At 60.9% G+C, this 17,591-nt stretch carries 18 protein-coding genes, 1 tRNA gene and 2 pseudogenes; 13 read left to right on the top strand and 8 right to left on the bottom strand.

Annotated elements, in window-relative coordinates:
* Positions 1-29 precede the first annotated feature (29 nt).
* Together ACF8FG_RS15705 and ACF8FG_RS15700 are read left to right on the top strand one after the other, a co-directional pair.
* Positions 30-923, top strand: coding sequence for an NAD(P)/FAD-dependent oxidoreductase (locus ACF8FG_RS15705; RefSeq protein WP_119713959.1), 894 nt, complete (start codon positions 30-32; stop codon positions 921-923).
* Between the two features lie 21 nt (positions 924-944).
* On the top strand, positions 945-1,418 hold the full coding sequence (locus ACF8FG_RS15700; RefSeq protein WP_014590431.1) for an isoprenylcysteine carboxylmethyltransferase family protein: 474 nt from the start codon (positions 945-947) through the stop codon (positions 1,416-1,418).
* Between the two features lie 227 nt (positions 1,419-1,645).
* Here the strand turns inward: ACF8FG_RS15700 and ACF8FG_RS15695 are convergent, their stop codons facing one another.
* The 3 genes and pseudogenes from ACF8FG_RS15695 to ACF8FG_RS15685 form a co-directional block, all read right to left on the bottom strand.
* Positions 1,646-2,884, bottom strand: coding sequence for an outer membrane protein transport protein (locus ACF8FG_RS15695; protein WP_041166880.1), 1,239 nt, complete (start codon positions 2,882-2,884; stop codon positions 1,646-1,648).
* Positions 2,885-2,945: 61 nt separating this feature from the next.
* Positions 2,946-3,715 (bottom strand): annotated as a pseudogene (locus ACF8FG_RS15690) (Y-family DNA polymerase); the annotation flags it as partial.
* Positions 3,705-4,133, bottom strand: a complete 429-nt coding sequence (locus ACF8FG_RS15685) for a LexA family transcriptional regulator (protein WP_026031923.1) — start codon at positions 4,131-4,133, stop codon at positions 3,705-3,707. The gene ACF8FG_RS15685 and the pseudogene ACF8FG_RS15690, both read right to left, overlap by 11 nt.
* Positions 4,134-4,280: 147 nt before the next feature.
* Between ACF8FG_RS15685 and ACF8FG_RS15680 the strand changes: the two are divergent.
* Positions 4,281-4,427 (top strand): annotated as a pseudogene (locus tag ACF8FG_RS15680) (integrase); the annotation flags it as partial.
* A 76-nt stretch (positions 4,428-4,503) separates the two neighbouring features.
* Here ACF8FG_RS15680 and ACF8FG_RS15675 read toward each other — a convergent pair.
* Positions 4,504-4,577 (bottom strand) — tRNA-Cys (locus tag ACF8FG_RS15675).
* Between the two features lie 154 nt (positions 4,578-4,731).
* The gene (gene sohB / locus ACF8FG_RS15670) at positions 4,732-5,751 is read right to left on the bottom strand and encodes a protease SohB (RefSeq protein ID WP_019438253.1); all 1,020 of its coding nucleotides are present in this window, start codon (positions 5,749-5,751) and stop codon (positions 4,732-4,734) included.
* Positions 5,752-5,948: 197 nt separating this feature from the next.
* On the opposite strand from sohB, the gene ACF8FG_RS15665 reads away from it, so the two are divergent.
* The 4 genes from ACF8FG_RS15665 to ACF8FG_RS15650 all read left to right on the top strand — a co-directional run bounded on the left by ACF8FG_RS15665 (position 5,949) and on the right by ACF8FG_RS15650 (position 9,088).
* The gene (locus ACF8FG_RS15665; RefSeq protein ID WP_010954748.1) at positions 5,949-6,659 is read left to right on the top strand and encodes a histidine phosphatase family protein; all 711 of its coding nucleotides are present in this window, start codon (positions 5,949-5,951) and stop codon (positions 6,657-6,659) included.
* Positions 6,660-6,715: 56 nt separating this feature from the next.
* Positions 6,716-7,033: an SCP2 sterol-binding domain-containing protein gene (locus ACF8FG_RS15660; RefSeq protein ID WP_003251077.1), complete on the top strand. Its 318-nt coding sequence runs from the start codon at positions 6,716-6,718 to the stop codon at positions 7,031-7,033.
* Between the two features lie 183 nt (positions 7,034-7,216).
* A complete protein-coding gene (locus tag ACF8FG_RS15655) occupies positions 7,217-8,284 on the top strand; it encodes a phosphotransferase family protein (protein WP_134697521.1) in 1,068 nt (355 codons plus the stop codon).
* Positions 8,285-8,320: 36 nt separating this feature from the next.
* The gene (locus ACF8FG_RS15650; RefSeq protein WP_021782185.1) at positions 8,321-9,088 is read left to right on the top strand and encodes an SDR family oxidoreductase; all 768 of its coding nucleotides are present in this window, start codon (positions 8,321-8,323) and stop codon (positions 9,086-9,088) included.
* On the opposite strand, the gene ACF8FG_RS15645 is transcribed toward ACF8FG_RS15650, so the two are convergent.
* Complete coding sequence (locus ACF8FG_RS15645; RefSeq protein WP_318078353.1) at positions 9,089-9,910, bottom strand: class I SAM-dependent methyltransferase; 822 nt, start codon at positions 9,908-9,910, stop codon at positions 9,089-9,091.
* Positions 9,911-10,079: 169 nt separating this feature from the next.
* Complete coding sequence (locus ACF8FG_RS15640) at positions 10,080-10,430, bottom strand: hypothetical protein (RefSeq protein ID WP_012051882.1); 351 nt, start codon at positions 10,428-10,430, stop codon at positions 10,080-10,082.
* A gap of 117 nt (positions 10,431-10,547) precedes the next feature.
* On the opposite strand from ACF8FG_RS15640, the gene ACF8FG_RS15635 reads away from it, so the two are divergent.
* The 5 genes from ACF8FG_RS15635 (at position 10,548) to ACF8FG_RS15615 (ending at position 15,259) form a co-directional block, all read left to right on the top strand.
* On the top strand, positions 10,548-10,838 hold the full coding sequence (locus ACF8FG_RS15635; RefSeq protein WP_318078346.1) for an RcnB family protein: 291 nt from the start codon (positions 10,548-10,550) through the stop codon (positions 10,836-10,838).
* Positions 10,839-11,083: 245 nt separating this feature from the next.
* Positions 11,084-11,275, top strand: a complete 192-nt coding sequence (locus ACF8FG_RS15630) for a hypothetical protein (RefSeq protein ID WP_318078345.1) — start codon at positions 11,084-11,086, stop codon at positions 11,273-11,275.
* 73 nt (positions 11,276-11,348) lie between these two features.
* Positions 11,349-11,741, top strand: a complete 393-nt coding sequence (locus tag ACF8FG_RS15625; RefSeq protein ID WP_003251091.1) for a glycine zipper domain-containing protein — start codon at positions 11,349-11,351, stop codon at positions 11,739-11,741.
* A 126-nt stretch (positions 11,742-11,867) separates the two neighbouring features.
* A complete protein-coding gene (locus tag ACF8FG_RS15620; protein ID WP_014590423.1) occupies positions 11,868-13,697 on the top strand; it encodes an SLC13 family permease in 1,830 nt (609 codons plus the stop codon).
* Between the two features lie 137 nt (positions 13,698-13,834).
* Entirely contained in the window at positions 13,835-15,259 is a 1,425-nt protein-coding gene (locus ACF8FG_RS15615) for a GGDEF domain-containing protein (RefSeq protein ID WP_014590422.1), read from the top strand.
* A 1-nt stretch (position 15,260) separates the two neighbouring features.
* On the opposite strand, the gene ACF8FG_RS15610 is transcribed toward ACF8FG_RS15615, so the two are convergent.
* On the bottom strand, positions 15,261-16,022 hold the full coding sequence (locus ACF8FG_RS15610; protein WP_014590421.1) for a TSUP family transporter: 762 nt from the start codon (positions 16,020-16,022) through the stop codon (positions 15,261-15,263).
* Positions 16,023-16,120: 98 nt separating this feature from the next.
* Between ACF8FG_RS15610 and ACF8FG_RS15605 the strand changes: the two genes are divergently transcribed.
* Positions 16,121-17,026, top strand: coding sequence for a LysR substrate-binding domain-containing protein (locus ACF8FG_RS15605; protein WP_392518943.1), 906 nt, complete (start codon positions 16,121-16,123; stop codon positions 17,024-17,026).
* Positions 17,027-17,591: the final 565 nt, after the last annotated feature.

Raw genomic sequence — 17,591 nt, 5'->3', positions numbered from 1 at the left:
CAACCTGCCCTCCAGCGGAGCCCATCACCATGAATGACGTCATCATCATCGGCGGAAGTTTTGCCGGTCTCGCCGCCGCTTTACAGCTCGGCCGTGCCCGTCGCAAGGTCATCGTTCTCGATACCGGCTGCCCGCGTAACCGTTTTGCCGGCCATTCACATGGTCTGCTTGGTCACGATCACACACCGCCGCTGGAAATCCTGGCCGCGGCGCGGCAGCAGTTGGCGCGCTATCCAACGGTCAGGCTGGTCAATGCCCGGGCGGAGAAAATTTCTGGCGTAATCGACGATTTCTGCGTTGTCACTGACGATCACGAAAGCCTCAAGGCCCGCCGCGTAATCCTAAGCTATGGCGTCGCAGATCAGATGCCTGATGTTCCGGGCTTTGCCGATAGCTGGGGGACGTCCATCGTCCCCTGCCCCTATTGCGACGGCTTTGAAGTCGCCGGGCAACATTGGGGCCTCGTGTGGTCCGGCCCGCAATCTCACAACCAGGTCAGGCTGTTCCTCGATTGGACCGACAGGTTGACTGTCTTTGCCGATGGTCACGACATTGCGCCTGATATCCAGGCCGATCTGGCTCACCGCAACATATCTGTCATCGACGGGCGGATCGTCGAGATCGCCCATCACCAAGGGCATATCGCTACTGTCAATCTCGACACTGGCTCCACTGTTGCGGTCGACATCCTGTTTGCTCATCCGCGCAACAAGCCATCCGCAAACCTGCATGAATCGCTGGACCTCGCCACGATGGATACGCCAACCGGCGTCGTCCTCAAGGTCGACGAACGCCGCCAAACCAGCACACCCGGCATCTACGCCGCCGGCGATCTCACCACGCCCATATTGCCCTCGGTCACCCAGGCATCATCGCAGGGCGCGATGGCGGGTATTTTTGCCCAGCAGTCGATGCTGGCTTGAGCGCTTAGAGAGGAAATGAACATGGCCGTCGAACCGGACAGCGCGGGGGTGCGCTTACCTCCGCCCTTCATCTATCTAGGAGCGTTGCTGTTGGGGCTGGCGGCGGATCGGTTCGTCGCCCTGAGCTACTTCGGCATCGACCGGTGGTTGCTGGTCGCGACGGGCGCGCTGCTGTTCGCTGCCGGCGCGGTGATGATGCTTGCGGCGGCGGGGCTGTTCCGGCGTCTGGGCACCAACATTCCGCCGTCGCGACCAACGACCCTCATCGCAACGACCGGCCCTTATCGGAGGACCCGCAATCCCATGTATCTCGGCATGGCGCTTGTCTATGCCGGCATTGCGGTCGGCTTCGACGGAGCAATCGCCTTGGCTTTGCTTCCATTGGTGCTGATTGTGATCCAGAAACAGGTAATCGCCCGCGAGGAGCGCTATCTCGAATCCAAGTTCGGCGACGACTACCGCCGTTACAAGGCCAAGGTTCGCCGCTGGCTCTGACTATTCCGCAACTGCTGCATGCGGGATATCCTGATAACCAACACCGACTTTCTTGCCACGGCTACTGAATGGGCCCTGATTTCGTAGAATGACTGAAAAGGGGACAGATTTATTCCCCCTAGCCCAGATTAAATCGCCTCAGCGTGGTTTATTGAGGGTAGCTAGGGCGGACAAGACCTTTTCATGTATGTGAAGTGTCCCCTTGGTTTCGAGACGCTGCACCACGATCAAAAACGATAGGTTGCCTGGACTGATACTCCATGTGCGTGATTCTGATATTCAGCCGAGTACTGCGGCTGGAGTCCGGTTTTGTTTTCATGCTTCACTGAAACCCTGGCATCCCAGAGGTAACCGTAGGCGAAATCAATGGTGAGGTCCGCATCAGGTGAGTAGGCACCGCCCACGGTCACAGCTTGGCGATCGCCCACCGGAATGCGCACGCTGCGGTCGGTGTTTCCTACCGGTGCAGGGTCATAAGCGTAACCAGCCCTCAACAGCCACCGTGATGTCAATTGGGTGGACACCCCTATCGCCGCGGACCATGTATCATGCCAGTTCAACGACTCCCCCACTTTCCCGAAACCGAGTAGTTGGCCGGTGGATGAAACACCACTGTTGACCGCCTCAAACTTTTGAAGCCGGCTCCAACGGGTCCAGGTGGTTCCCAGATATCCGGTCCAACGGCTGTTGAACTTGTGAGTAATAGAGGTATCCAGAGACTCTGGCATTGTGAGATCCATCGACGCGGCATACTTTCCGTCCAGTGACAGTGCGCTGGGCGCCCCGGATACCTCGGTATGCCCTTCGAGGTGGTAGCTGACTTTTGAATGATAAGTCACCCCCCAGCGTGTCGACTCGCTGACATCGACAAGCACGCCGACGTTGTAGCCAATCGCCACATCATCGCCCTTGATGGTTACCAGCGTGTCCTGGCCATTCAAGGGGCCTGTAGCCAGAGCGTTCTCAAGTTTCGCATTGAACCGATTGATCGTCGGTCCTCCACCAATCGACAATACGTCATTGACGCGATAGGCGATGGTCGGTTGCAGGGTCATTTCCTTGGTCGTGCTGTAGGAGCCGTGGTAACGCCCCTGAAATGAACGTTCATAATCATTGACCAGCCCACTCGGCGCATAAAAACCCAGGCCAATCGATAACTGCTCGTCAATGGGTGTGGATGCATAGCCGAAGGGTATGGCCGCCAGAGGTACCGAGTCGCCTTTATTCGTCCCTGAAACACTGCTCCTGGCATGGCTGATATCGTCGCTCACTGCGAGTGAGGCGAATCCGCCGGACAGTTCACTGCGCTTCAGCTTGGTCAACCCGGCAGGGTTACCGTAAAGAGTGCTTGCATCCAGTGCGGAAGATGACCTGCCTGCGTACGCTGTTCCGGCACTACTGGAACTTTGCTCGTTAAGAGCAATGCCATTGGCGCTAGCAACGCCAGAGGCACCCAGTACCAGCAACGAACCGAGGAGTTTTATCGACGGACTCAGTAGCACATGACCAACGACAAAGATTGAACGGTTTGCCGAACATCCGGCTGCAGCAGATTTCCTGCTTCGGGGGCTCGGTCTCGTCCAGCTCCAGGCAAGGCGTTCCTGCCAGTTCGCGGGCAGTCTTCTCTACCACCACACTAAATTTCTGTCGCAGCGTCCTGGCATCAGCCTTGTCCAGATCCATCGCCGTATGAATGCCCATCGCTTGAAGGTGGGCAGTCATACGGCGGCCAACTCCCCACACCTCTTTCACCTCGGTATTGCGCAGCACCCAATCTCGCTTGAACGGATCGGTGATGTCGACCACGCCGCCGGTCTGGGCCTGCAGGCGCTTGGCCATGTGATTGGCCAGCTTGGCCAAGGTCTTTGTGCCGGCGATCCCAACCCCCACAGGTATGCCAGTGCACTGGAAGATCCTGGACCTCAGCTTTCGCCCGAACTGGGTCAAGTTTTCCTGAATACCGGACAGATCAGCGAAGCACTCGTCGATGCTGTAGATCTCGGTGGCAGGCACCATCGACTCGATCAACGACATGACACGCTCGCTCATGTCGCCGTAAAGCGCGTAATTACTGTAAAGGCTATGATGCCGTGCCGACGTAACTTGTCCTTCGCCTGGAAGTACGGTTCGCCCATCTTCACGAAAGGCTTGGCGTCGTATGACCTGGCAATCACGCAGCCATCGTTGTTGCTCAGTACGATGATCGGCGTCTTGGCCAAGTCGGGCCGGAATACACGCTCGCAACTTGCGCAAAACGAGTTGCAGTCAATGAGTGCGAAAACTGGATCACTGCGCATGGTCGCGAACGCTGTAACGCACGACACCCCAGATGACGAGCTCGTCGCCCTCCATGATGTACCGCGGTGGGTAGGTCGGATTCTCCGACTTGAGGACCACAACGCCATCGCGTCGGTGCAAACGCTTGCACACAGGTTCGCTGTTAACGGCAGCAATCACGATGTCGCCGTGCTCAGCCTCAAGGCCTCGGTCTACGATCACGAGATCACCCGAGTAGATGCCTGCGCCTTGCATGCTGTCGCCTTCAACTTTTACCAGGTACACATGGGGCGCCCGGAGGTCGAATAGCTCATCTAGGGAAATGTGGCCTTCCAAATGGTCCGCAGCAGGCGAAGGGAAACCGGCCGGGACATGGAACGAATACAGCGGTAGCGGTTCGGTAACACCGGTGGGCGTACCTAGAAATGTGATGGTCATGATGGAAGGCCCAATGCGAACTGTATGCATATACAGCAAATCCGGCATCGGGAGCCCGGTCAATCCTGGGTGGCGAAAATTCTGACGGGCGAGAGGTGGGATATGTGCGGACGGTACCCGATCTACGAGTCGATGGATCACTCGCTATTTCAGTTCCGCGATATTCGGCCGAAGGCCGCACCGGAGATCAACGACCTGAACGAGACAAGCGTGCTGCTGGGTCATTCGAAAGAGGGTATTACCAAGCATGTTTACCGGCGCGTCGGCGCGATCGCAAAGCCCTCGAAAGGCTGAAGTTTCGGAACTCTTGCCTTTTTTCGACCCATAAAGAAAAACCCCGCAGACGTTAATCTGCGGGGCTTTCGAATGGTGGAGGCCGAGGTCGGAATCGAACCGGCGTAGACGGATTTGCAATCCGGAGCATAACCACTTTGCTACTCGGCCTCAAAGGTCGGATCTAGCTGCTTGCGCTTTGCTATCTCCTTGAAACGCTGAACCTTTTTCAAAGTTTGCTGCGTTTCGATGGGCGCCATTATGTCTTCATTCTTTTAACCTTGCAACCCCCTGAACGAAAAAAAATTTCAACGGGTTCAAGGTGTTAGCGCAGGCGGCTGAGTTTACTCCACAAGCCTACCACCGCGTTCTCCACGGTACCGCTAGCGGCCATGCCAATGCGCTCCTGCAGGCTCTTGCGTTCGGCATAGTGCAGGTGGAACAGGTTGGCGTTGCGCGCGCGCTCGCTCAGGTACTCGTCACTGGTCTGCAGTTCGTCCACCAGCTTGCGATTCAAGGCGGCCACGCCCAGCCAGACTTCGCCAGTGGCCACTTCATCGATGTGCAACTGCGGACGATAGCGGGAGACGAAATCCTTGAACAACTGGTGAGTGATGTCCAGGTCTTCCTGGAACTTCTCCCGGCCCTTCTCGGTATTTTCGCCAAAGATGGTCAGGGTGCGCTTGTACTCGCCAGCAGTCAGCACTTCGAAGTCGATGTCGTGCTTTTTCAGCAGGCGGTTGACGTTGGGCAACTGTGCCACCACGCCAATAGACCCCAGTACGGCGAATGGGGCACTGACGATCTTCTCGCCGATGCACGCCATCATGTACCCACCGCTGGCAGCCACCTTGTCGATGCACACGGTCAACGGGATGCCCGCCTGACGAATACGTGCCAGTTGCGACGCCGCCAAGCCGTAACTGTGCACCAGGCCACCGCCGCTTTCCAGGCGCAGTACCACTTCGTCACGCGCGGTGGCGAGCGTCAGCAGCGCGGTGATTTCATTGCGCAGGCTTTCGGTGGCCGAGGCTTTGATGTCGCCATCGAAGTCCAGTACGAATACCCGGCTCTTGTCCTCGGCCTTGCCCTTCTTCTGCTGTTTTTCCGCCTTGGCCTGCTGCTTGCGCAGGGCCTTGAGCTGGGCCTTGTCGAGCAGGCCGGACTCCAGGCGCTCACGCAGGTCCTTGTAAAAATCGTTCAGGCGGGTGACCTGTAATTGCCCGCCCGGTTTGCGCCGACCTTTGCCACGCAGACCGGCGATGGCCGACAGCACCACCAGGATGGCGATGACCAGGGTGGCGGTTTTGGCGAGAAAGCTTGCGTATTCGGCAAGAAACTCCACGTTGACTCCTTAAATGCCTGCGCCACTACGGCGCGTCACTGTTGCAAGCATACCGTTGCGTCTGTGGTGCTGCCAGCCGGTGTAAACGCTGGCAACATCTTTCAAACAACCTTTTCAAACGCTTGTATGTTTTTTCGTTGACAGCCCGTGAGCCGCATCCTAACCTCGCAGCAACCTCCAACAGGCCGGAACCTTTCGTGGGCAATCTCTACCTGATTCGACATGGCCAAGCCTCCTTCGGTGCCGATGACTACGACGTCCTCTCGCCCGTGGGGGTACGCCAGAGCCAGGCCCTGGGTGAGCACCTGGCCCAGTTGGGCGTGCGGCTGGACCGCTGCGTGGCTGGCGACCTGCGCCGCCAGCAGGATACCGCACGGCTGGCGCTGCAGGCGCTGCACGCCAACGGCTGCCCGGTGCCGGCGGTTGAGACCGACGCCGCATTCAATGAGTTCGATGCCGACGGTGTGATCCGCGCCCTGTTGCCCGACCTGCTGCCGGAAGAGCCCGATGCCCTGCATGTGCTGCGCAATGCTGCGCAGCACCGCAGCGAGTTTCAGCGTCTGTTCGCGTTGATGGTGCAGCGCTGGCACGATGGCGAGCATGCCGATAATGGCCTGGAAACCTGGCATTCGTTTACGTCACGCGTACAAGGGGGCTTGCAACGCGTGCTGGACAGCGCCGGCAGCGGCGATCATGTTGCTATCTTCACCTCGGGTGGCACCATTGCCGCCCTGCTCCACCTGGTTACCGGTATTACCCCCAGCCAGGCGTTCGCGCTGAACTGGCAGATCATCAACACGTCGCTCAGCCAGCTGAAGTTTCGCGGCCGCGACGTGGCACTAGCCTCCTTCAACAGCCAGGCCCATGTGCAGCTGTTGAGGGCGCCGGAGCTTGTCACCTACCGATAAGCCCGGCTTGTTGTGTCCCTGCGGGGACGTGTAAATCACTCTATAAGGAATGCGCCATGACCTCCGTAGCTGATGCCGTCAAAAAGATGCAAGAGAAATTCAACCCATCCGCTGCCGCCGGCCTGGACCTGGTGTTCGGCTTCAACATCACCGACGAAGACAAGCACTACGCGCTGATCGTCAAGGACGGCACCTGCGACCTGCAGGAAGGCGAAAACCCGGATGCCAACTGCACCCTGGTGATGGACGCCGAAACCCTGAAGGGTATCGTCAGCGGCGAAACCGACGGCATGCAGGCCTTCATGGGTGGCAAGCTGCGGGTTGAGGGCGACATGATGCTGTCGATGAAACTCAGCGAGCTGTTCCCGTCCTGAGGGCTGGGAATACCGGATGATCGAAAAACCGAAGCCTGACGGCTTCGGTTTTTTTTGCCCTGCATTCGGTGCAGTGATCCAACAGCAACACCCTCACCTATTTGGCACATGGGACGATTGTTCCAATCCTGACGGGCCATTAGATTACCCAATAGTACTTGCTATCGAGAATAAGGAAGACGCATGACGCTCACCGACCAGTCCACCCAGGTACGCCCCGGCGAAGAACTCGACGCGGCCGTCATCGACCCTTACTTCAAAGCCAATATCCCCGGCCTGCACGGCCTGCCGAGCATTAGCCAGTTTCCTGGCGGCGCCTCCAACCTCACCTACCTGGTCAGCTACCCGGGCCGCGACTTCGTGCTGCGCCGACCACCCTTCGGGCAAAAGGCCAAGTCGGCACACGACATGGGCCGCGAGTTTCGCATCCTCAACCAGCTGAACAGCGGCTTCCCCTACTGCCCCAAGGCCTACGCACACTGCACCGACACCGGCCTGATCGGCGGCGAGTTCTATGTGATGGAACGGGTCAAGGGCATCATCCTGCGCTCGGACATCCCGGCCGAACTGAACCTGGACGCCAGCCGGACCGAAGCCCTGTGCAAAAGCTTCATCGACCGCCTGGTCGAGCTGCACCAGGTGGACTACACCGCCTGCGGCCTGGCCGACCTGGGCAAGCCTGAGGGCTACGTGCAGCGCCAGGTCGAGGGCTGGACCAGCCGTTATGAAAAAGCCCTGACACCGGATGCGCCACGCTGGGAAACGGTAACCGCCTGGCTGCACGAAAAAATGCCCGCCGACCACCCGCGCCCAGGCATCGTGCACAACGACTACCGGTTCGACAACGTCATCCTGGACGCGGACAACCCCATGCGCATCATCGGTGTGCTGGACTGGGAAATGGCCACCCTGGGCGACCCACTCATGGACCTGGGCAACTGCCTGGCCTACTGGATCGAAGCCGGCGACCCGGCGCCAGTGCAGTTGATGCGCCGCCAGCCAAGCAACGCGCCAGGCATGCTCAGCCGTCGCCAGTTCGTCGATTACTACGCCGAGCGCGCCGGCATCCGCCTGGACAACTTCGATTACTACTATTGCTATGGCCTGTTCCGCCTGGCAGGCATCGTTCAGCAGATCTACTACCGCTACTACCATGGCCAGACCCAGGACAAGCGTTTCGCCCAGTTCATTCACATGAACCGCTTGCTGGAACAAATGACCTTGCAGGTCATTTCCAAGTCCAGCCTCTGAGCACAGCCCACGACGACGGATAACAAGGAAAACAGCATGTCCAAGACCCACCTGTTCGACCTCGACGGCAAGATTGCCTTTGTTTCCGGCGCCAGCCGAGGCATCGGCGAGGCCATCGCCCACTTGCTCGCGCAGCAAGGGGCCCATGTGATCGTTTCCAGCCGCAAGCTTGAAGGGTGCCAGCAGGTGGCCGACGCCATCATTGCCGCCGGCGGCAAGGCCACGGCTGTGGCCTGCCATATTGGTGAGCTGGAACAGATTCAGCAGGTGTTCGCCGGCATTCGCGAACAGTTCGGGCGACTGGACGTGCTGGTCAACAACGCCGCCACCAACCCGCAATTCTGCAATGTGCTGGACACCGACCCAGGGGCGTTCCAGAAGACCGTGGACGTGAACATCCGTGGGTACTTCTTCATGTCGGTGGAGGCTGGCAAGCTGATGCGCGAGAACGGCGGCGGCAGCATCATCAACGTGGCGTCGATCAACGGTGTTTCACCCGGGCTGTTCCAAGGCATCTATTCGGTGACCAAGGCGGCGGTCATCAACATGACCAAGGTGTTCGCCAAAGAGTGTGCACCCTTCGGTATTCGCTGCAACGCGCTACTGCCGGGGCTGACCGACACCAAGTTCGCTTCGGCACTGGTGAAGAACGAAGCCATCCTCAACGCCGCCTTGCAGCAGATCCCCCTCAAGCGCGTGGCCGACCCCAAGGAAATGGCGGGCGCGGTGCTGTACCTGGCCAGCGATGCCTCCAGCTACACCACCGGCACCACGCTCAATGTCGACGGTGGCTTCCTGTCCTGATCAGGCTTTGACGGCGACCAAGGTGTAACTCAGGGGCAGGCGTGCAGGCTGCTCGCGCAGGCGATATTCGCCGTCTTCGCCCTTGACCATCTGCCCCGGCAGCGCCTCCCAGGGGATGCTCTGGTGCTCGACCAGCGCTGTCAGCTGCAGGCCGTGAGCCAGCAAGGCGGTGATCACTTCACCCAGGCCGTGGTTCCATTCGTGGGTTTCGGTGTGGGTCAGGCGTTGATCGGTTTCGACGTAGGTCTGGTCGGTGTGCCACACCGTCGGCGCTTCGTGTTCGAAATACGGATATTCGAGCTGCAGGCGGTCCTGATGATCTTCGTTGACAGCCATCAGTATCGGGTGCCCGTCGCGCAGGAACAGCCGCCCGCCCGGTTTCAGCAGTGCCGCGACGGTGCGCGCCCACGGCTCGATGCGGGGCAGCCAGCACAGCGCGCCAATACCCGTGTAGACCAGGTCGAAAGTACCCGCCGGCAGTACCTTGTCGGCGGCATAGACGTCAGACTCGACATACCGGATGGGCAGCGCGCAACGCTCGGCCAATGCCCGTGCCTCGGCCAGCGAAGCCTTGGAATAATCCAGGCCGCAAACCTTGGCGCCAAGGCGCGCCAGCGACAGGGTGTCGGTGCCGATGTGGCACTGCAAGTGGACCGTATCAAGCCCGTCGATGTCACCGAGCAATGGCAGGTCGAAGCGTACGGTTTCGGACAAGTGCCCGTGTTGCTGGACCAGGCGTTCGACCTCGTAGTCCTTCGAAGCGGCGTGCAACGGGGCACGCTCATCCCAGCTGATGCGGTTGAGTTGCAGTGAACGGTCCATGGTGTCGTCCTTGCGTGGAAGCACCTTATGCTAGTCGTCACCGCGCGCCCTGCGACACAACTGCCTTGATAAAAATTGTAAAGCCCGCGCGCCTCTGCTGCGGCAACAACTGCCTTGCTCAATACCCTGAATGTACGGGCCCTTACAGGAGCGGCGATAGCGCCAGCCGTTACAGGCAGGTTGCAGCAGCCGCTCGGCGTTGCAGGGCCACGCCGTCGTTCTGCTTCGCGTAGTAATCCACACGCGTCCCGCCCGACTGCGGGTAAACGTCCACGAACGCTTCGGCCTCACGGGTAAACACGGTGAACCCGCCCTGCTTGCGTGGTTCCAGGTAGCCGCTGGCGTCATCACCGAACACCTTCTCTTCCTGCCAGCTGAACTGGATGCACTGGGCGACCAGCTCTGGCGCCTTGTGCGAGTCGAGCTGCGCAGTCGGCTTGCCGCCACGCGCCGTTTCCATGGTCGCAGAAGCACAACCGGCCAGCATCAGCACCGCAGCCAACGGCAGAATCGCACGCATGTTCCATCCTCGGGGTCGCGAAAAAGAAGGCGACTCTAGCACTGGCAGGCATCCCGAGTGAATTGCCGCGCACTTGCCGCTGTCGCAGATAAAACATGCCATCACGAGGAACGCCTCATGAAACTGCACTATCTGCTACTCGCCGCCCTGCCTTGCCTGCCCCTGAGCGTCAGCGCCACCCCATCAAGCGAAGAAAGCATCACCGCCCCCGAAACCCACAACCGTGAACTGAACGTCGGCGACAAGGCCCCGGACCAGTACAAACGCGATGACCAGGCCATCCAGGACTGGAAAGCCAAGGGCCTGCCCGAACCGGAAAAGGAAAGCCACTGGGTGCGCATGGGCAGGCATTATGTGCTGGTGCAAATCACCAATGGCGTGGTGCTGGCGATTCAACCGGCATCCTGATTCGACACGCCCTGGCCAAGGCGACCCATTGCACAGCACCTCGCCGCCGGCCAAGTGCGCTTGGAACGCGTCGAGACGCCAGGGCTGGTCGATGCCGGTCAGTGCCACAGCCCATTGTTGCAGGCGGGCGCATTGGCGCTGATCGCTGGAACGCACAATTTTTTTTGCCCGCCCGGGAAACCAAATCGATCGGCCCCAGTCTTAAAAGGTGCCCCGTAAACCTATGCGGATCAAGGACCTATATCGTGCTCACGCGTCTTGCAAGCCTTTCCCTGGTTGCTGTTGTTCTGCTGACCGCAGGTTGCCATAGCCATCGCTACCATGATGACGACGGCTGGCGTGACCGCGACCGTGACCGTGACCATCGCCACCACCACCGCCATGACCGCGACGGCGATGACGATCGGCAATACCGCGGTGACCGCTACTACCGCTGAAGCGTCCTTTCAGCCCTGACCTGCCGCCCGTTGCGCGGCAACTTATCCTGATGATTCCTTTGAGGTTCGTATCATGCGTCTGACTCTGCCTTCCCTTGCCCTCGGCCTGCTGCTATGCCAGGGCGCTTTCGCCGGTGACGGTACTGCCGCCATTGGCGGTGGCCTGGGGGGTGTCCTGGGCAACGTTGTTGGTCAACAGCTCGGCGGCAAGACCGGCGCAGCCATCGGTGCCGGCGTTGGCGGCGCAGCCGGCAGCGCTGTCGGTGCGCGCAAAGGCAACCGTACCGAAGCCGCCATTGGCGGTGGCCTGGGCTCAGCCGGCGGCTCGCTGCTGGGCGGCGCAGTAGGCGGCAAGACCGGTTCGACCGTGGGTGCCGGCCTGGGCGGCGCGGCCGGTGGTGCCCTCGGCAACCATCTGGGCGACGACAACCGCGGCAGCAAGAAGCACCACCGCCACCGTCACTGACCCCGTGACCGGAGGGCCGCATAGCGGCCCTTTTTGTTGCAGCACATCAACACCCCCTTCACTACAAGCTGGCACACTGACTGCTACTGTCTATCGTGCCCCCGTGTGAAGGAACACCCCCTATCCATGAACCAAGAGTTGCTCTGGGTCCTCGGCCTGCTGGCCATCGTGATCATCCTGTTCGTCATCAACCGCCCACGCATGGACGTGGTCGCGCTGCTGGTGATTCTCGCCCTGCCACTACTCGGCATCCTGACCGTGGAACAGGCCCTGGCCGGGTTCAGCGACCCCAACGTGGTGCTGATCGCCGCCCTGTTCGTGATTGGCGAAGGCTTGGTGCGCACCGGCATTGCATATCGCATCGGCGAATGGATGAGCGAGCGGGCCGGCAATAGCGAAGCGCGCCTGCTGGTACTGCTGATGGTGGCGGTGGCCGGGCTGGGATCGATAATGAGCTCCACCGGCGTGGTGGCCATTTTTATCCCGGTGGTGCTGAGCATCGCTGCGCGCCTTCAGCTCTCACCCAGCCGCCTGATGATGCCACTGGCTTTTGCCGGCCTCATCAGTGGCATGCTCAGCCTGGTCGCCACACCGCCCAACGTGGTGGTGCACAGCGAACTGGTCCGCCATGGCGAAGCGGGGTTCAGCTTCTTCAGCTTTACCCCGTTCGGCCTGGTGGTACTGGTGCTGGGCATTGGCTACATGCTGCTGACCCGGCACTGGCTCAACGGTGAAGTGCGCAAGGACGGCCGGGTGGAAAGCCGCCGCACCTTGCTGGACCTGGTACTGGACTACAAGCTCAACGGCCGTGAACGACGCCTGCGCATCCGCCCTCAGTCGCCGCTGATCGGCCACAACCTTGGCGAGCTGCAACTGCGCACCAGACACGGCGCCAACGTGATCGGTATCGAGCGCCAACACAAGTTCACCACGCGCGTGATCGCGGCCGACTCGGGCACCGTGCTGCATCAGGGCGACGTGCTGCTGCTCGACCTGTTCGCCAAGCATGACGACCTGCGCAGCCTGTGCCAAACCATGCACCTGGAGCCGCTGCACTTCAAGGCCGCCTACTTCATCGATCAATCCCAGGATTTGGGAATGGCTGAGGTCTCGCTGCCACCCGGCTCGCAGTTGATCGGCAAGAGTATCCTCGAACTGGCGTTTCGCACCCGCTATGGCCTTAACGTGGTTGGCCTGCGCCGCGATCAGGCCGCTATCGAAGAGCAACTGGTGGAAGAAAAGCTGCGCCTTGGCGACACGCTGCTGGTAGTCGGCCCGTGGAAGGCAGTACGCCAATTGCAAAGCAAGCCCAAAGACTTCCTGGTCCTGAGCTTGCCCGCCGAGATCGACCTGGTCGCACCAGCCCGCACTCGCGCGCCGCAAGCGTTGCTTAGCCTGGCGGTAATGGTCGGGCTAATGGTCAGCGGCGCCGTACCCAATGTCATAGCAGCGTTGATCGGCTGCTTGCTGATGGGCGCAGGCCGTTGCATCGACATGAACAGTGCCTACCGCGCCATCCACTGGCAAAGCCTGGTGCTGATCGTGGGCATGCTGCCCTTCGCCCAGGCGCTGCAGAAAACCGGCGGCATCGACCTGGCGGTAGGTGGGCTGGTGAACGTGCTGGGTGGTGCCGGCCCCAGCGCCATTCTTGCCTGCCTGTTCGCCGTCACCGCAGTGATCGGGCTGTTCATTTCCAACACCGCCACCGCCGTTCTGATGGCGCCGGTGGCGGTCAGCACTGCGGCGCAGCTGGGCATGTCGCCCTACCCGTTCGCCATGACCGTCGCACTGGCCGCGTCGGCGGCATTCATGACGCCGGTGTCATCACCGGTCAACACGCTGGTGCTTGGGCCCGGGCAATACCGTTTTGCTGACTTCGTCAAGATTGGCGTGCCGTTCACCGTGCTGGTGATGCTGGTTACCGTCGTGATGGTGCCGTGGTTCTTCGGGCTGTGAGGAAAGTGGCCAGAAATAGAGGCAATTTGACATTATCGCAACCAATCGCGGCAGATTGACATCAGCCACCCTGAGCCAACACACTGCAGGTAATTGCCCCAGGTGCTCTATCGCGTTGTCCTGGATTTCGTTTCCGCTTGCCGGTCGAGTTCATGGTTTTTCCAGCCCAATCGCGCGTGTTGCCTTATGTCGTTGTACTTGGCGTAACCTTCGCCCTTACCCTGGGCGGCATCCTGGCACGCCCGATCGAATCGCTGTCGCTGTTCTGGCCAGTCAATGCGGTACTGGCCGGCGTACTGCTGCGCTACCCCCGTCAAGCCACTTTTACGGGCTTCAGCCTGGTGTGGCTGGCCATGGTCGGGGCCGACCTGCTGTGTGGCAGCGCCTGGGTACCGGCTCTGTGGTTCAACCTGTGCAATCTTGGCGTGGTGGTCACCCTCTGGCAGCTGCTGTCCCGCTTGCCACGCATGCACCGGCGAATGCGCAGCCCGCACGGCGTACTCAGCGTGTTCGCCGCCTGCGCCGTCGCTGCCATGGTGGCGGCCAGCATGGCAGCGGCAATGGCCGCCCCCTGGTTCGAACAGTCGTTGCGCGCCACCTGGCTGGCCTGGTTCAGCGAACAGTTCTCGACCGGCGTGCTGGTGCTGCCGGTGCTGCTTACAGCGCCCTCGGTGCGGGCCTTGATGCGCGGCGGCGCGCAATCCATCCGCCTGGCGCCGTTGCTGGTGCTGATGGCCTCGCTGGCATTCAGCATCGCCTTTGGTGGCCCTGGGGCCATTGCCTTCCCGATTGCCGCGTTACTGTGGTGTGCCTGGACCTACTCACCGTTCCTGGTTTCATTGCTGACGCTTACGGCCGGCAGTACGCTGATCGTGGCCGTGGCGCAAAACCTCATGCACTTCAGCGTGCCGCAGAGCGAGCCTGGGGTTACCACGCTGATGTCGGCGCGCCTGGGCATCGCAATGCTGGTGCTCGGGCCGCTGGTGGTGGCCTGCGTCAGCCAGGCCAACCGTAGCCTCATGGCCCGCCTGGCGCACCAGGCCACCGTCGATCATCTCACCGGTGTGCTCACCCGCAGCGCCTTCACACGCCGCGCCAACGCGTTGCTGGAGAGCCGCCAGCAGCACGCCCAGGCGCTGCCGCTGACCCTGATGATGCTGGACATCGACCACTTCAAGTCGATCAACGATGCCCACGGCCATGCCGTCGGTGACCAGGTGCTGCGCCAATTCGCCAGCACCCTGCAGGACCAACTGCACAACGATGAACTGATCGCACGCCTGGGTGGCGAAGAATTCGTTGTCATCCTGCCCGGACTTGCGCCAGAGCGGGCCAACTTCACCGCCGAACGCCTGCGCCGCGCCATCCAAGACCTTCACGTGGTACAGGCCGATCAGCGCCTGCAGATTACCGTGAGTATCGGTGTGGCAGGCTGCGACGCAGACATGCCGGCCCCCAGCCTGGACGAACTGCTGGCGAGTGCCGACCAGGCGCTGTACCGGGCCAAGGCCCGGGGCCGCAACCGCGTTGAACAGGCCGAAGTACAGCGCCTGGTCATCTGAACTAGCCAACCAGCAAGTCCCACGACAGCTTGGCGATCAGCACACACAACAGCACCAGGAACAGTCCGCGGACAAAACCGGCACCCTTGCGTACCGCCAGCCAGGTACCGGTCAGCGCGCCGAGAATGTTACACACCGCCATGGGCAAGGCTATGGCGTACAGCACGTTGCCCGTCGGCACGAAGAACACCAGCGCCGCAAGGTTGGTGGCAATGTTCACCACCTTGGCCGAAGCCGAGGCGTGCAGGAAGTCCAGGGCAAAGAAGCGGATGAACAGGAAGATCAGGAAGCTACCGGTACCCGGGCCGAACAGGCCATCGTAGAAGCCGATAGCGCCGCCGATCAGCACTGCCAGGCACTGCTCCTTGCGGCCGACCCGCGCAGGTGTGTGCAAGGTGCCGAAGTCCTTCTTGCAGAAGGTGTAGACCGCCATCAGCACGATCAGCACCAGCACTGCCGGGCGCATCACGCTGGGGGGTACCAGTGACACCGTGGCGGCCCCTGCGAACGACATGACAAAGGCACTGAGTGCCGCCGGTACGATCAACCCCCAATCCAGCGTCACTTTACGGATGAACGAGCGGGCCGCGAAGGCCGTGCCGCACACGGACGCCAGTTTATTGCTGCCGAGCAATGCGGCCGGTTGCGCGGAGGGCAATACGTTGAACAAGGCCGGGATCTGGATCAGCCCGCCGCCACCCACCGCAGCGTCGATCAACCCAGCGGCGAAGGCGAACACAGAAAGCACAGCAATATCCATCATGACGCGGTTCCAGGCAGTGAAGACGCCTGCAAGGCTAATCAAAGTGGCACACTTGTGTTGAAATGCCATATTGCGATAACTGCAACGAGGAGCAGGCCATGGCACTGGACATGCTGCGGGAAATCCAGGCGTTCGTCAGCGTGGCGCACAAGCGCAGCTTCGTTGCTGCCGCCCGCGCCCTGGGGCGTTCACCCAGCGCAGTTACACGCGCGGTACAAACCCTGGAAGACAATGCGGGAAGCAAACTGCTCAACCGCAACGCCAACGCCGTCACCCTGACCGAGGCCGGCGAGCGCTTGCTGCCGCATGCCGAACGCTTGCTGGATGTGCAACGCGATGCTGCCGACGAACTGGCCGCGCTCAGCGGCAGCGCCCAAGGCTGGATTCGCTTTGCCGCGCCGCAACTGCTGGGAGAGCATGTGCTACCGCAAGTGCTTGCCGAGTTTTCCCGCCGCCACCCCCAGGTGACCCTGGACGTGCAGTACAGCGACGAAGCCCTTGACCCGCTGCAAGGTAAATTCGACTTCGTGGTGCGCGGTGCCTTCCCGCAATCGAGCGAGCTGATCGGCTATCCGCTTTGGCCCTACCAGCGCCACCTGTATGCCAGCCCGGCATATCTGGCCCTGGCTGGCACACCGCAACATCCGGAAGACCTGGATGGACACACCTTGATCCTGCATACCGCGCCACGCATCCTCAAGGCCTGGCACTTTTGCCACGATGACCAGATCACCAGCCTTCGCCCCAGGCCCAGGCTCCGCCTGGGCTCAGGAGGCGCGGTGTACCACAGTGCCCTGGCCGGCGCCGGCATCGCCCGCCTTGCCGCCTGGGTCGGCGAAGCACAGGTCAAGGCCGGGCGCCTGGTGCGGGTGTGCCCGCAGTACCGCTTGACGTCCAGTAGCGGCCAGGACCCACAGATGCATGCTGTATACCCTGCCGGCGAGTTGCCGACGCGGGTGCGTGACTTGCTGGCCGCCCTGCGCCGTGCCGGCCCGCTACGCTGAAACAGGCCATGAAACGACTGTTCAATTTCTGCTCAATTTAACAGAGCCCGCCGCGGGTCTGGCTTGCAGCACTTTATCCACAGACCTACCCACGTTTTTTGTGGACAGATTTCCCAGCGTAAAGAACGACTTATCGCACAAGGAGAAAGGCGAATTGGCCAACTTGACCAGCTCGATCCGCTCCTGCCCTGAGAATGACTTGCACCTGATGCTGATCCAACAGTGCGATGAAGAAGATGACCGGCCATTGGCCAATAGATTGGGCCCGTCGCTTGAAGTGGACGGGCCGCGCAGGGGAAAACGCAGTTGAACTCAGCTTGGCGGAATGGTGCCAAGAATACCAATCAGAATGGTCAGCAGCAGAAAACCACCCAGGAACAGCGCCAGCTTGCCCATTGGAACCTCTACAGTTGTGATGCGGGAATGGGCATATTGTCGAGCTTGGGCTGATACGGTTACAGATTCAGGTTTATGGAAAAAAAGCGGATCAGATGTGATGCGCAGATGCCGCTGGGCTGGATTCAGCCGCAGTGGTTGACGCTGAGCACGTGTCGCTCGCGGGCCG

The sequence above is a fragment of the Pseudomonas sp. YQ_6 genome (genome assembly GCF_043103245.1).
Classification (GTDB): Bacteria; Pseudomonadota; Gammaproteobacteria; order Pseudomonadales; family Pseudomonadaceae; genus Aquipseudomonas; species Aquipseudomonas alloputida.
The sequence above is the reverse complement of the archived record's forward strand: the minus strand, read 5'-3'. Positions and strand labels throughout refer to the sequence as shown.

Coding starts and splice junctions, on each gene's coding strand:
- ACF8FG_RS15620 (WP_014590423.1), top strand. CDS start 11,868: ATGAACCAAGAGTTGCTCTGGGTCCTCGGCCTGCTGGCCATCGTGATC.
- ACF8FG_RS15605 (WP_392518943.1), top strand. CDS start 16,121: ATGGCACTGGACATGCTGCGGGAAATCCAGGCGTTCGTCAGCGTGGCG.
- ACF8FG_RS15640 (WP_012051882.1), bottom strand. CDS start 10,430: ATGCGTGCGATTCTGCCGTTGGCTGCGGTGCTGATGCTGGCCGGTTGT.
- ACF8FG_RS15700 (WP_014590431.1), top strand. CDS start 945: ATGGCCGTCGAACCGGACAGCGCGGGGGTGCGCTTACCTCCGCCCTTC.
- ACF8FG_RS15625 (WP_003251091.1), top strand. CDS start 11,349: ATGCGTCTGACTCTGCCTTCCCTTGCCCTCGGCCTGCTGCTATGCCAG.
- ACF8FG_RS15650 (WP_021782185.1), top strand. CDS start 8,321: ATGTCCAAGACCCACCTGTTCGACCTCGACGGCAAGATTGCCTTTGTT.
- ACF8FG_RS15705 (WP_119713959.1), top strand. CDS start 30: ATGAATGACGTCATCATCATCGGCGGAAGTTTTGCCGGTCTCGCCGCC.
- ACF8FG_RS15635 (WP_318078346.1), top strand. CDS start 10,548: ATGAAACTGCACTATCTGCTACTCGCCGCCCTGCCTTGCCTGCCCCTG.
- ACF8FG_RS15610 (WP_014590421.1), bottom strand. CDS start 16,022: ATGATGGATATTGCTGTGCTTTCTGTGTTCGCCTTCGCCGCTGGGTTG.
- ACF8FG_RS15685 (WP_026031923.1), bottom strand. CDS start 4,133: ATGACCATCACATTTCTAGGTACGCCCACCGGTGTTACCGAACCGCTA.
- ACF8FG_RS15660 (WP_003251077.1), top strand. CDS start 6,716: ATGACCTCCGTAGCTGATGCCGTCAAAAAGATGCAAGAGAAATTCAAC.
- ACF8FG_RS15645 (WP_318078353.1), bottom strand. CDS start 9,910: ATGGACCGTTCACTGCAACTCAACCGCATCAGCTGGGATGAGCGTGCC.
- ACF8FG_RS15655 (WP_134697521.1), top strand. CDS start 7,217: ATGACGCTCACCGACCAGTCCACCCAGGTACGCCCCGGCGAAGAACTC.